General features: G+C 71.3%; 13 protein-coding genes. 4 read left to right on the top strand and 9 right to left on the bottom strand.

Features of this window, described 5'->3' with window-relative positions:
• Positions 1-917 (bottom strand): serine/threonine-protein kinase (locus tag B7P34_RS17100; RefSeq protein WP_146166838.1); only part of this gene is annotated, 917 nt, incomplete at its 3' end.
• 252 nt (positions 918-1,169) lie between these two features.
• Here B7P34_RS17100 and B7P34_RS17095 point away from each other — a divergent pair.
• Positions 1,170-2,207: an alpha/beta hydrolase gene (locus B7P34_RS17095; protein ID WP_223267932.1), complete on the top strand. Its 1,038-nt coding sequence runs from the start codon at positions 1,170-1,172 to the stop codon at positions 2,205-2,207.
• Positions 2,208-2,256: 49 nt separating this feature from the next.
• Here the strand turns inward: B7P34_RS17095 and B7P34_RS17090 are convergent, their stop codons facing one another.
• The gene (locus B7P34_RS17090; RefSeq protein WP_223267931.1) at positions 2,257-3,078 is read right to left on the bottom strand and encodes a menaquinone biosynthetic enzyme MqnA/MqnD family protein; all 822 of its coding nucleotides are present in this window, start codon (positions 3,076-3,078) and stop codon (positions 2,257-2,259) included.
• A gap of 365 nt (positions 3,079-3,443) precedes the next feature.
• Here B7P34_RS17090 and B7P34_RS17085 point away from each other — a divergent pair, with 365 nt between their 5' ends.
• Together B7P34_RS17085 and B7P34_RS17080 are read left to right on the top strand one after the other, a co-directional pair.
• Positions 3,444-3,647: a cold-shock protein gene (locus B7P34_RS17085; protein ID WP_003984261.1), complete on the top strand. Its 204-nt coding sequence runs from the start codon at positions 3,444-3,446 to the stop codon at positions 3,645-3,647.
• Between the two features lie 290 nt (positions 3,648-3,937).
• Positions 3,938-5,125, top strand: coding sequence for a lipase family protein (locus B7P34_RS17080; protein WP_106677450.1), 1,188 nt, complete (start codon positions 3,938-3,940; stop codon positions 5,123-5,125).
• Positions 5,126-5,158: 33 nt separating this feature from the next.
• Here the strand turns inward: B7P34_RS17080 and B7P34_RS17075 are convergent, their stop codons facing one another.
• From B7P34_RS17075 to B7P34_RS17050, 6 genes are all read right to left on the bottom strand, one after another.
• A complete protein-coding gene (locus tag B7P34_RS17075) occupies positions 5,159-7,042 on the bottom strand; it encodes an AMP-dependent synthetase/ligase (protein WP_106677448.1) in 1,884 nt (627 codons plus the stop codon).
• A gap of 258 nt (positions 7,043-7,300) precedes the next feature.
• Complete coding sequence (locus tag B7P34_RS17070) at positions 7,301-7,972, bottom strand: TetR/AcrR family transcriptional regulator (protein ID WP_223267930.1); 672 nt, start codon at positions 7,970-7,972, stop codon at positions 7,301-7,303.
• A 142-nt stretch (positions 7,973-8,114) separates the two neighbouring features.
• Positions 8,115-9,443 (bottom strand): dicarboxylate/amino acid:cation symporter, encoded by a 1,329-nt coding sequence (locus B7P34_RS17065; protein WP_106677444.1) that lies wholly within the window; start codon positions 9,441-9,443, stop codon positions 8,115-8,117.
• Between the two features lie 390 nt (positions 9,444-9,833).
• Positions 9,834-10,121, bottom strand: coding sequence for a DUF4229 domain-containing protein (locus B7P34_RS17060; protein ID WP_106677464.1), 288 nt, complete (start codon positions 10,119-10,121; stop codon positions 9,834-9,836).
• Between the two features lie 67 nt (positions 10,122-10,188).
• Positions 10,189-11,352, bottom strand: a complete 1,164-nt coding sequence (gene mqnE / locus B7P34_RS17055) for an aminofutalosine synthase MqnE (RefSeq protein WP_106677442.1) — start codon at positions 11,350-11,352, stop codon at positions 10,189-10,191.
• A gap of 51 nt (positions 11,353-11,403) precedes the next feature.
• A complete protein-coding gene (locus tag B7P34_RS17050) occupies positions 11,404-11,859 on the bottom strand; it encodes an Lrp/AsnC family transcriptional regulator (RefSeq protein ID WP_106677440.1) in 456 nt (151 codons plus the stop codon).
• A 121-nt stretch (positions 11,860-11,980) separates the two neighbouring features.
• Between B7P34_RS17050 and B7P34_RS37515 the strand changes: the two genes are divergently transcribed.
• Complete coding sequence (locus B7P34_RS37515) at positions 11,981-12,139, top strand: hypothetical protein (RefSeq protein WP_189382838.1); 159 nt, start codon at positions 11,981-11,983, stop codon at positions 12,137-12,139.
• Here the strand turns inward: B7P34_RS37515 and B7P34_RS17045 are convergent.
• Positions 12,136-12,774, bottom strand: coding sequence for a UbiX family flavin prenyltransferase (locus tag B7P34_RS17045; RefSeq protein WP_223267929.1), 639 nt, complete (start codon positions 12,772-12,774; stop codon positions 12,136-12,138). The two genes, B7P34_RS37515 and B7P34_RS17045, sit on opposite strands and share 4 nt — an antisense overlap.
• Between the last annotated feature and the right edge of the window lie 100 nt (positions 12,775-12,874).

Raw genomic sequence — 12,874 nt, 5'->3', positions numbered from 1 at the left:
GGCGGCGCCCCCGGCGCGGTCGCTTCCAGGGCCAGCAGTTCCACCGCCCGGTGGGCCGCCTCCTCGACGAGGCTTCCCGGCAGCCAGCCCGCGCCCGCCGGGGCACCCGCGCCGTCCGGGGCCAGGGCGGCGGCGATCTCCCGCGGGGCGGGCCGCGCCGCCGGGTCCTTGGCCAGGCAGGACTCCACCAGGGAGCGCAGGTCCCCCGCGAGGCCCGGCCCGAGGGCGGGCGCCTCGTGGACGACCTTGTAGAGCAGGACCGCCGCGCTGTCGCCGGAGAACGGCGGCTCGCCCGTCGCCGCGTAGGCGAGCACCGCCCCGAGGGAGAAGACGTCCGCGGCTCCGGTCACCGCGTGCCCGAGGATCTGTTCCGGGGCCATGTAGCCGGGGGAGCCGACCGAGACGCCGGTCGCGGTCAGTGACGCCGTTCCGTCCGTGGCCCGGGCGATGCCGAAGTCGATCAGCCGGGGCCCGTCGACGGCGAGCAGCACGTTGGACGGCTTGACGTCGCGGTGGACGAGGCCGAGCGCGTGGACGGCCGCGAGGGCCTGCGCGAGCCCCGCGCCGAGGGCCCGTACGGTCCGCTCCGGCTGGGGGCCGGCGGCGAGGACGGCCTCGGTGAGGGACGGGCCGGCCACGTAGCCCGTGGCGACCCAGGGGACGGGGGCGTCCGGGTCGGCGTCCAGGACGGGCGCGGTCCACGCCCCGCCCACGCGGCGGGCGGCGGCCACCTCCCGCCGGAAACGCGCGCGAAACTGGTCATCCAGGGCAAAATGGGGATGAACCACCTTGACGGCCACGGTGCGGCCGCCGGCGCTGCGACCCAGGTACACCCTTCCCATACCGCCCGCGCCCAGCCGCCCCAGCAGCCGGTACACGCCGATGACCTGCGGATCTTCCGCTCGCAAGGGTTCCATCGGGCCTTCGCCTCCCCCGGCCGGGGCCCGCGGGCCCCGGCTGTCGGCCTATGACTCAATTCACGGGGTGCCTCAGGAACCCCCCAGGGCGGTTTCCCCATCCACACGGACGGAACAAACCGCCATGTCCTTCGGGGCAGCAGCAACGTCCGGAGCGACGCGATGACGCACCAGCAACAAGGGATCTGCCGGTCCTGCGGCCACCCCTGCGGCCACGGCCGCGGATCCCGTGGCAAGAAATGGACGATCATCGTGGCGTCCATAGCCGTGGTGGGCCTCATAGCCGCCGGCATCCTGAACTACTTCAAGATCGGCCCGTTCTCGGACAAGGGCAAGCCGGTCAGCTTCGGCCAGGAGCAGCCGGGCAACGGCGGCGGCCAGGCCGGCGGCTCGAACGCCACGAAGCCCGACTCCCCGGTGCTGATGCCGACGGGCCCGGCGGCCGAGTTCAAGAACACCAGCACCCTCTCCGACGGCACCCAGGTGGCCGTGACCACCCTGGACGGCAAGAAGTCCGGTTTCAAGGGCAAGGTGTGGGTCTGGGCGCCCAAGGCGTACAAGGACCCGAAGTTCAAGGACAACGGCTTCCCGGTCCTGATCGCGCTCCCGGGCGGCCCCGGCTTCCCGAACAACTACTGGATGGACGACGGGGGCCTGCACCTCGAGTCGTCGGTCACCAAGTGGTACAACGAGGGCAAGGGCAAGCCGTTCATCCTGGCGATGCCGGTCCTCAACCCGCAGCCGGACACCGGCGGCCTCTACTGGGACGGCAGTGACATCCCGGGCCAGCCGAAGATGGGCACCTGGCTGACCGAGGACGTCCCGGACCTGATCAAGGCCAACTTCCGCACGATCAAGTCGCGCGACGGCTGGGCGTTCATGGGCTCCTCCTCCGGCGCCTTCGCGGGCCTGAAGGCCGTCCTGAAGCACCCGGACAAGTTCAAGGCCGTGATCGCCTCCGGCCCGGACATCGTCCCGGACTCGCGGCTGTGGAACGGCCACGAGAAGGAGAAGGCCGAGAACAACCCCGAGGTGCTCGCCAAGCGGCTGATCGCCGAGAACAAGCCCGGGACCGACGTCTACCTCGCGTTCCAGTACGGGACGAAGGAGTCCAGCGTCATCCCGCACGTGGACAAGTTCATCGCCACGTACGGCAACAAGGGCCCCGTCCACACCCGCCTGCAGAAGATCGAGGGCGGCAAGCACAACGCCGTGACCTACATCCAGGGCATGGACATGGGCAGCATGCAGTGGATCAGCGAGCAGATGGTGGGCCCCGTCGCCCCGTAGCGCGCCCGCGGTTTCGTTCCTGACCGGAGCCCTGACCCCCGCCCGGGGGTCAGGGCTCCAGCAGTTCCACCCGCACGTCGGCCGGGAAGCCGGTCGTGGGGCCCGTGCGGCGGGCGAACTCGGTGACGCCCGCGAGCTGCTCCGGCCCGAAGCGGAAGTCCAGCGTCGTGAAGTAGCGCTCCAGCAGCGCGGCGTCGAAGGACTCCCAGCGCGCCGCCTGCTCGGCCACCTTCGTGACCTCCTCCAGGGACACGTCCCGGGAGGCGAGGAAGGCCTCGTGGACCTCGGCGACGATCTGCGGCTCGCGCGCCAGGTAGTCCTTGCGCACGGCCCACACCGCGAAGACGAACGGCAGGCCCGTCCAGTCCTTCCACATCCGCCCGAGGTCGTGGACCGCAAGGCCCAGCCGCGGGGCGTCGTGCAGGGAGGCCCGCAGCGCGGCGTCGCCGATCAGCACGGCGGCGTCCGCCTCGCGCATCATCAGGCCCAGGTCCGGCGGGCAGGTGTAGTAGTCCGGGCGTACGCCGTACTGGTCCGCCAGCAGGAGCTGCGCCAGGCGCACGGACGTACGGGAGGTGGATCCCAGCGCGACGCGGGCGCCGTCCAGCTGCTCCAGCGGCACCTGCGAGACGATCACGCAGGACATGACCGGGCCGTCGCAGCCCACGGCGATGTCCTTGAGGGCGACCAGGTCGTCGGCGTTGCGCAGGAACTCGACGAGGGTGACCGGGGCGATGTCCAGCTCGCCCTCGATCAGCTGCCGGCTGAGCTTCTCCGGGCTGTCCTTGGTCAGGTCCAGGTCCAGCAGGCTGCCCGTGCGGGCGAGGCCCCAGTAGAGCGGCAGGCAGTTCAGGAACTGGATGTGACCCACGCGCGGACGGCTGCGCTGACGGGCACCTGCGGAAGAGCCGGCTTCGGGATCGGTCGTTACGGCCGAGGCTGAAATGTCCACATCGGGAGGCTAGTCCCGGGCCGCCGGGGCCGTGGGGGCGGGGTGCTCCGCCCGGGTGCCCGACCGGGGATCTTTTCCGTCAGGAACACCGGGAAAACCATCCGACAGCGTGATCTTCAACTCCTTCCGCGGGAGAACCTCGCGTGCTAGGCTCGCCGCAAGTTGCAGTTTGGTTTCCCTTGCAGTACAGAGCCTGCGGAGCATGTGACCCGCAGGCTTTTGTAGTTTTCAGACTTCTCGCAGGTTCTGGAGCAGGGCAACCCTTTGGGCCCAAGGAGGGCTTTATGGCTACCGGAACCGTGAAGTGGTTCAACGCTGAAAAGGGCTTTGGCTTCATCGCCCAGGACGGCGGGGGCCCCGACGTCTTCGTTCACTACTCCGCGATCAACGCCTCTGGCTTCCGCTCCCTCGAGGAGAACCAGCAGGTCAACTTCGACGTCACGCAGGGCCCGAAGGGCCCGCAGGCGGAGAACGTCACCCCGGTCTGATCTTCGGATCCCTCCGGTGTGACGCCTCGACCGATCGCGGTCGACGCGCTGTACCCAAGGAGCCCAGCCTTCCGCTTCGGCGGAGGAGCTGGGCTCCTGCCTTTTTCCGATCGTTCATGAACTCTTAGCGGCTTCTTATCGATCAGTTTCTTTCGCTTCCTTTCGTTCGCGGTAAGGATTTCGATCAACGTGCGGGTGGCCACCGAGGCACGGGCGTTTCGGAGTTTCGTCCGGGGGTTTCGGGACGAGACATGAGTGACCGGACACAACTGAACAGTCAGGAGAGCCGCATGCACTTGCGCAGGCACCTGCGTTGGCACGTCCGTACGAAGCAGCTCCGTGCAACGACGTGGGCCGCCGCCGGCGCGCTCGCCCTCTCCCTCGGCTTCGCGGGCACCGCGGGCGCCACCGGGCCCGCCCCCGCCCCGGGCGAGATCGTCACCTCCGCCCCCACCTCCTTCCACCCCCTGCCGGGCCAGCCCACCCGCACCAGGGCGTGGCACATCACCTACGGCTCCACCACCGCCCAGGGCGCCCCGGACGTCGTCTCCGGCACCGTGATCGTCCCCCAGGACGGCAGAACCGGGCCGCGCCCCCTCGTCACCTACGCCGTCGGCACCGTGGGCCTCGCCGACCAGTGCGCCCCCTCGGCCGGCTTCCCGCGCGGCACCGCCGCCGAGGGCAACCTCATCGAGCTGCTCACCCTGCGCGGCTGGGCCGTGGCCGTCACCGACTACGAGGGCCTCGGAACGCCCGGCACGCACACGTACACCGTCGGCCGGTCCGAGGGCCACGCCGTCCTCGACGCCGCCCGCGCGGCGCAGCGGCTGCCCGGCACGGGGCTGGCCCCGGGCGGCCCCGTCGGCATCATGGGCTACTCGCAGGGCGGCCAGGCCGCCGGCTGGGCCGCCGAGCTGCACGACACGTACGCGCCCGAGCTCGACGTCAGGGGGACGGCGGCCGGCGGCGTCCCCGCCGACCTCGTCAAGGCCGCCGAGTACAACGACGGCCGCATCGGCGCGGGCCTGGTCCTCATGGCCGCGATCGGTCAGGACGCCGCCTTCCCCGAGCTGGACCTCGCCTCCTACCTCAACGACAGGGGACGGGCCAGGACCGCCTTCCTCAAGCAGCACTGCGTGGCGGCCGGCACCGCCGCGAACCTGTTCAGCCGGATCTCCGACGTGACCGTCCGCAACCCGCTGCAGCAGCCGGACTGGCAGCGCGTCCTGCACTCCTCCGACCTCGGCACGCACGCCCCCGACCGGCCCGTGCGCCTCTACCACGGGACGCAGGACGAGATCGTGCCCTACGACGCCGCCGCGCTGCTGCGCGCCGGCTGGTGCGCGAAGGGCGCCGTGGTGGACTGGAAGGCCCTCCCGCAGGGCGGGCACGGCTCCAGCCTGGCCGCCGAATCGGTGCCGGCGGCGAACTGGCTCGCGGACCGGTTCGCCGGCCGACCGGCTGCGGGCAACTGCTGACGGCTCCCGGTGCGAGCGCCGGGCCGCCCCCGCTCAGCGCTCGTACAGCCGCTCCACCTCGTCCGCGAAGTCCCGGGCGATCACCGCGCGTTTGAGCTTCAGGGACGGCGTGAGGTGGCCGGCGTCCTCCGTGAAGTCGGCGGTCAGGACGGCGAAGCGGCGTATCGACTCCGCCCGCGAGACCGTCGCGTTCGCGTCGTCCACCGCCGTCTGCAGCTCCGCGAGCAGCTCCCCGTCCCGCACCAGCTCCTCCGGCGCCAGCCCCTCCTTGCGGTGCATGCGCACCCAGTGGGCGATCCCGTCGGGCTCCAGCGTCAGCAGGGCCGTGATGTACGGGCGGTCGTCGCCGACCACCATGCACTGGCCGACGAGCGGGTGCGCGCGCAGCCGGTCCTCCAGCGGCGCGGGGGCGACGTTCTTGCCGGCGGAGGTGACGAGCAGCTCCTTCTTGCGGCCGGTGATGGTGAGGTAGCCGTCCGCGTCGAGCGCGCCCAGGTCCCCGGTGGGGAACCACTCCCCCGGCGCCGCGGGCACCGCCTCCCCGCGCTCGCCGTCCCAGTAGCCCGCGAAGACGTGCCCGCCGCGCAGCAGCACCTCACCGTCCTCCGCGATCCGCACGGCGCCGCCCGGCAGCGGCCAGCCGACGGTGCCCAGGCGGGGGCGGTGCGGCGGGGTGAGGGTCGCGGCGGCCGTGGTCTCGGTGAGGCCGTAGCCCTCGAAGACGTCGATGCCCGCGCCCACGCAGAAGGCCGCGAGGCGCTCGCCGAGCGGGGAGCCGCCGCTGATCACGTAGCGGACCCCGCCGCCGAGGGCGGCCCGGATCCGGCGGTAGACCAGCGGGTCGTACAGCGCCCGTGCGATCCGCAGACCGGCGCCGGGCCCGGGGCCGCTGCCGTGGCGGCGGGCCAGCTCCGCCTCGCCGTAGCGCCGGGCGATGCCGGCGGCGCGATCGAAGGAGGCGGCGCGGCCCGTCTTCTCGGCGGTCGCGCGGGCGGTGTTGTAGACCTTCTCCAGCACGTACGGGATGACCAGCAGGAACGTGGGCCGGAAGCCGGCGAGGTCCGCCAGCAGGTCCTCGGTGCGCAGGGACGGGGCGTGGCCCATGCGGACGCGGGCGCGCATGCAGCCGACGGCGACGGTCCGGCCGAAGACGTGCGAGAGCGGCAGGAAGAGGAGGGTGGCGGCGGGCTCCTTGGTGACCGCCTTGAAGACGGGGTGCAGCAGCTCGGTGGAGTTGTCGGCCTCGGCGAAGAAGTTGGCGTGGGTGAGGACGCAGCCCTTGGGGCGGCCGGTGGTGCCCGAGGTGTAGATGAGGGTGGCGACGTCGCCGGGGCCGCGGGCGGCGCGGGCTTCGGCGACGGCGTCGTCGGGCAGGCCGCGGCCGGCCGCCACCAGGCCGGGGACGGCGCCGGCGTCGAACTCCCACAGGTGGGCGAGGCCCGGGAGCGCGGCGCGCTCCCCCTCCACCAGGCGCGTCTGGTCCGGGGTCTCCACGGCGCAGGCGGCGGCGCCGGAGTCCTGCAGGATCCAGCGGACCTGGGAGGCGGAGGAGGTGGGGTAGACGGGGACGGTGACCAGCCCGGCGGCCCAGGCGGCGAAGTCCAGCAGCGTCCACTCGTAGCGGGTGCGGGCCATGATGGCGAGCCGGTCGCCGGGCCGCAGCCCGTAGGCGATCAGGCCCTTGGCGGTGGCGAGCACCTCGGCCGCGAAGGCGGCGGCGGTGACGTCGCGCCAGGTGCCGTCGGGCTGCTTGCGGCTGAGGACGGGGGCGGTGGGGGCATCGGCGGCGTTGTCGAAGGGCAGGTCGCCGAGCGAGCCCCGCGCCACGGGCGGGACGAGCGGGGGGAGGGACGCTTCGCGGACGACGCCGTCGACGAAGGTGACGCGGGGTGGGGCAGCGGTGTGCGGAATGGACACGTGCGGCTCCCTACGGGGGCTACCAGTCGGTAAGTGGCGGCAATCTACGCCCGGGGAGCCACGCTTTTGAAGACCGCGGGAGGGCCTGACCGGCCGGAATCAGCCGGGCCGCGGTGCCGGTGGCACCGCGGGGCGCTGCGTCGCGGCATCCCGCCGCCGCGGCGGAAAGAGAGGTGCCTGCGGCAGCAAGAACCCCCGCCGCAGCGGCGCGCAACCGCGACGGCGAGGGTCCGGCGGAATGGCCGCCTGCCGGTGGCGCTACGTCCGCGCACCGCCGCCCGCGGCGACCGGCGCCCACCGCCGCCCGTGCGACAGGTTCTCCAGCCCGGTCCACGCGAAGTTCATCAGCGTGGCCGCCGTCTCGGAGGCGGCCGCGCCGTCGCGTTCGTTGGACCAGCCGGCGAGCGACTCGGCCGCGCCCACCAGGGCGTGGGCGAGGCCGGCGACCTCGGTCTCGGGCAGCGGCGCGGTGCAGCCGCCGTCCGCGGCCGTCTCGGTGATCAGCTGGGTGACCACGTCGACGAGCCGCCGGCGCAGGGCGGCCACCTCCAGGGCGAACGGTTCGCCGTGGGTGCGCGCCTGGCAGTGCAGGACGGCCCAGCCGTCGGGGTGGGCGGCCGTGTGGGCGAAGAACCCGCGCAGCCCGTCCCACAGCCGCCGGTCGGCCGGCGTCCCCGGGTCCACGGCGGCCCGCACGGCCGCGATGAGCGCCTCGGCCTCGCGCCGGATGCAGGCGCTGAAGAGGTCTTCCTTCGAGTTCAGGTACAGGTAGACCAGGGGCTTCGAGGCCCCGGCCAGCTCGGCTATCTCGTCCATCGACGCGGCCCGGTACCCGCGCCGGGCGAAGACGGCCACGGCGGCGTCGAGCATCTGGCGCTCGCGCACCTCCCGCGGCATGCGCTTGGGCCTGGTCTGTGCAGCAGCAGTCACGACAAACATCCCTCCGCCCCCGTCGTCACGTTACCGGCAGGTAATGTTACGGGGCGGAGGGATGCGGGGTAGGGCCGTTCGGGCCTTCCCTACGGACGAGTCAGTCAAGATCCCGTCAGCAGGGGTCCTCGCGCGGGGTCCGTCAGGCCGCCACGGGCTGCGGCGCGGCCTCCACGCGGGGCTCGTCGTCCAGGCGGGAGCCGTCGGCCGTCGCGTACGCCTCGCGGTCGAGGATCCCCTCGCGGGAGGCCACCAGGATCGGGACGACCGACTGGCCGGCGACATTGGTCGCCGTACGCATCATGTCCACGATCGGGTCTATCGCCAGGAGCAGACCCACACCCGCCATCGGCAGGCCCAGCGTCGACAGCGTCAGGGTCAGCATCACCGTCGCGCCGGTCAGGCCGGCGGTCGCGGCCGAGCCGATCACCGAGACGAAGGCGATCAGGATGTAGTCCTTGACCTCCAGCGGCACGTCGAAGACCTGCGCGACGAAGATCGCGGCGATGGCCGGGTAGATCGAGGCGCAGCCGTCCATCTTGGTCGTCGAGCCGAACGGCACGGCGAAGGACGCGTACTCCTTGGGCACGCCGAGGCGCTCGGTGACCTTCTGCGTCAGCGGCATCGTGCCCACGGAGGAGCGGGAGACGAAGGCCAGCTGGATGGCGGGCCAGGCGCCCCGGAAGAACTGCAGCGGGTTGACCTTGCCGACGCCGGCCAGCAGCAGCGGGTAGACCACGAAGAGGACGAGGGCGCAGCCGACGTAGATGTCCGCGGTGAACGTCGCGTACTTGCTGAGCAGGTTCCAGCCGTACGTGGAGATGGCCGTGCCGACGAGGCCCAGCGTGCCCAGCGGGGCGAGCTTGATGACCCACCACAGGGCCTTCTGCAGCAGCTCCAGCACGGAGTGGCTGAGGGTGAGGACCGGCTTGGCCTTCTCGCCGGTCTTCAGGATCGCGATGCCCACGACCACGGCCATGAAGACGATCTGCAGGACCTTGAGCTGGGTGAAGGGCGTGACGACGTCCGTCGGGATGATGCCGGTGAGGAAGTCCAGCCAGGAGCCGTGCTTCTTGGGCTCGGCGCCGTCGGCGGCGGTCAGGCCGGTGCCGGCGCCCGGGTCGGTGAGCAGGCCGATGCCCAGGCCGATCACGACCGCGATCAGCGACGTGATCATGAACCACATCAGGGTGCGGGTGGCCAGCCGGGCGGCGTTGGACACGTTCCGCAGGTTGGTGATCGAGACGAGGATCGCGAAGAACACCAGCGGCGCGATGACCAGCATCAGCAGCTGGACGAAGATGTCGCCGATCTTGCCCAGCGTGGTGGACAGCCAGGAGATGTCACCGCTCTTGGCGGCCCAGCCGAGCAGGGCGCCGACGACCAGACCGAGCAGGATCTGGGCCCAGAACGGGACCTTGGGTATGCGCCCGCGGGAGGACGCCGTGGGGGACGGGGGTGTCGATGACAACGGAAACTCCGGTTACAGACGGAAGAAAAAGGGCGTGGAGCGCCGAGGAAATCCGTTTGCGCAGGATCTCCGGCCGCGGGGGACATGCGTCAGCGGCGACAACAGGCCGCGGAGACGCAGCGGCAAAGATCGACGTGCAGGCGCGCCACGAGCACGGGGCCCGTGGGGAACTGGTGCGCTGCTGCTGTCTTCATGTCCAACACGTTAACACCCGGACTTTGACAAACCCAAAGTCTTGCTTTGGGTTTGTCAGGCATCGCAGCCCCTGGGAAAACGCCGATGCCCCGGCGTGGAGCGGGTTGCTCCACGCCGGGGCATCGGCGAAAAACCGGGCAAACGTGACGAGGCTTACACCCCGTCGGTCAGACCTCGTTGGTCAGACCCTGTCGGTCAGACCCCGTCCTCCTGGCCGGCGTTGGCGTTGATCGCGGCCTTGGCGCGGTCCACGCGCTCGACGATCTGCACGGACATCGCGTCGCGCTGCTTGCGCAGCAGCACCCAGCTCAGCGGCGCGGACAGGATGAGCGACAGCAGCACCATCCACATGAGGTTCGAGCTGCCCACGCCCAGCGGGATGACGTGCGCGTAGCAGAGCACGTAGACGACGGCGAAGCAGCCGATGAGCAGGCCGAATCGCAGGGCGGTGTAGCGGAGCGACGCGTACTTCTGGCTACTCACGGACGGGACCTTCTTCTCGACGGCGACCGGGGGGTGCATTCCAGTACAGCACGGCCCGAAGTGGATCTCAGAGGCGCATCGCCTGCGGCGTCTCGCGCAGCGCGGCGTCGGGGCCGGGGTACTCGCGGATGATCTCGTAGCGGGTGTTGCGCTCCACCGGGCGGAAGCCGGCCTCGCGGATCAGCTCCAGCAGGTCGTCACGGGTGAGCTTGTTCGGCGTGCCGTAGTTGTCCGCGTCGTGCGTGATCTTGTACTCGACGACCGAGCCGTCCATGTCGTCCGCGCCGTGTTGCAGCGCGAGCTGGGCGGTCTGCACGCCGTGCATCACCCAGAAGACCTTGACGTGCGGGACGTTGTCGAACAGCAGCCGCGAGACCGCGAAGGTCTTCAGCGCCTCGGCGCCCGTCGCCATCGTCGTCCGGGCCTGGAGCCGGTTGCGGATCTTGCCGTCCTTCATGTCCACGAAGTCGTGCTGGTAGCGCAGCGGGATGAAGACGTGGAAGCCGCCGGTCTCGTCCTGCAGCTCGCGCAGCCGCAGGACGTGGTCGACGCGGTGGCGCGGCTCCTCGATGTGCCCGTAGAGCATCGTCGCCGGGCCCTTGAGGCCCTTGGAGTGCGCCAGGCGGTGGATGCGCGACCAGTCCTCCCAGTGGGTGTCGTGGTCGACGATGTGCTGACGGACCTCCCAGTCGAAGATCTCCGCGCCGCCGCCGGTCAGCGACTCCAGGCCGGCGTCGATCAGCTCGTCGAGGATCTCGTCGGCCGGCAGGCCGGAGATCTTCTCGAAGTGCTGGATCTCGGTGGCGGTGAACGCCTTCAGCGAGACGTTCGGCAGCGCCTCCTTGAGGGCCTTCAGCGAGCGCGGGTAGTAGCGCCAGGGCAGCGTCGGGTGGAGGCCGTTGACGATGTGCAGCTCGGTGAGGTTCTCGCTCTCCATCGCCTTGGCGAGGCGGACGGCCTCCTCGATGCGCATCGTGTACGCGTCCTTCTCGCCCGGCTTGCGCTGGAACGAGCAGTACGCGCACGACGCCGTGCACACGTTCGTCATGTTCAGATGACGGTTGACGTTGAAGTGGACGACGTCGCCGTTCTTCTGCGTGCGGACGTGATGGGCGAGCCCGCCCAGCCAGGCCAGGTCGTCGGACTCGTAGAGGGCGATGCCGTCCTCACGGGTCAGCCGCTCCCCGGCGAGGACCTTCTCCTCCAGCTCGCGCTTGAGCCCCGCGTCCATGACGTCCGCCTCTCCGATACTTCCGCTTTACGAACCCTCCCGAGCGTATCCCTACGCCTCGTCGGGCAGTTCGCCGACCCGGTTCTCCCACTTCGTGGACAGCACGATCGTGGTGCGGGTGCGGGCCACGCCCTTGGTGCCGGAGAGCCGGCGGATGGTGCGCTCCAGGCCGTCCACGTCGCTGACGCGGACCTTGAGCATGTACGAGTCGTCGCCGGCGATGAACCAGCAGTCCTCGATCTCCTCCAGGTCGCGCAGCCGGCGGGCGACGTCCTCGTGGTCGGCGGAGTCCGAGAGCTGAAGGCCGATCAGGGCGGTGACGCCCAGGCCGAGCGACGCGGCGTTCACGGTCGCGCGGTAGCCCGTGATGACGCCGGCCGCCTCCAGGCGGTTGATCCGGTCGGTGACGCTCGACCCGGAGAGGCCGACCAGCCGGCCCAGCTCCGCGTACGAGGCCCGGCCGTTCTCCCGGAGGGCCTGGATGAGCTGCCTGTCCACCGCGTCCATAACCTGGCACCTTTCAATAATCGGCGAACTCGCCGCGTTTCATGTAGAATCTAAGGCATGCAGGGCTTCATAGCCCGCAAATCTTCGCTCAACTCGCTAGATCAACGACGATCCTTCAGGAGTGACGTACACCGTGTACACGATCGAGATGGCCTACGCCCGCATGCGTGAGATGCAGGACCTGGCCAACCGCTCGCGTGCCCACCAGACCGCCGAGCGCCGCGCCGAGGCCAGGGCCGCGCGCGAGACCAGCCGCACCGCGCGCGCGAAGAAGCGCTAGTCCCCCTCCCGGGAGCGCGCCTCACCCAGCTCTCCCTTCCACCGGCGGTACAGCCGGTGCGGCACGCCCGCCGCATCCAGCACCCGCCCCGCGACGAAGTCCACCAGATCCTGGATGTGCGTCGCACCCGCGTAGAACGCCGGAGAGGCGGGCAGCACCACTGCGCCCGCCTCGTCCAGCGCCACCAGCTGCTTCAGCGACTGCCCGCTCAGCGGCGTCTCCCGCACGGCGACCACCAGCGGCCGCCGCTCCTTGAGCGTCACGCTCGCCGTCCGCTGCAGCAGGTCCTTCGACAGCCCCAGCGCCACCCCGGCCACGCAGGCCGTGCTCGCCGGGACGATCAGCATCCCCTTCGCCGGATACGAGCCGGACGACGGCCCCGCGGCGAGGTCGCCCGCGGGCCAGTAGCGGACGTCCTCCAGACCGGCGGCCGGGAAGTGCGGCTTCCCGTCGGCCCCCAGCGCCAGCCACTCGCGCAGGTCCTCCTGCCAGTGGGCGTCGCGGAACTTGATCCCGGTCTCGTCCAGCAGCGTCAGCCGCGACGCGCGACTCACCACCAGGTCGACGGCCTCACCGGCCGCCAGCAGCCCCCGCACCACGGCGGCGGCATACGGCGTGCCGGACGCCCCGGACACCCCGACCACCCACGGCCGGCGCTCCGGGCGCTGCGTTACACGTTCGTACGGCTCCACGCCCTTGAGCCTAGCCGCAGGCCCGCGACCGGCCGTGCGAGGC

The sequence above is a fragment of the Streptosporangium nondiastaticum genome, assembly GCF_003011965.1.
Taxonomy (GTDB): domain Bacteria; phylum Actinomycetota; class Actinomycetes; order Streptomycetales; family Streptomycetaceae; genus Streptomyces; species Streptomyces nondiastaticus.
Note: the sequence above shows the minus strand (reverse complement) of the source record. Positions and strands in the feature narration are given on the sequence as shown.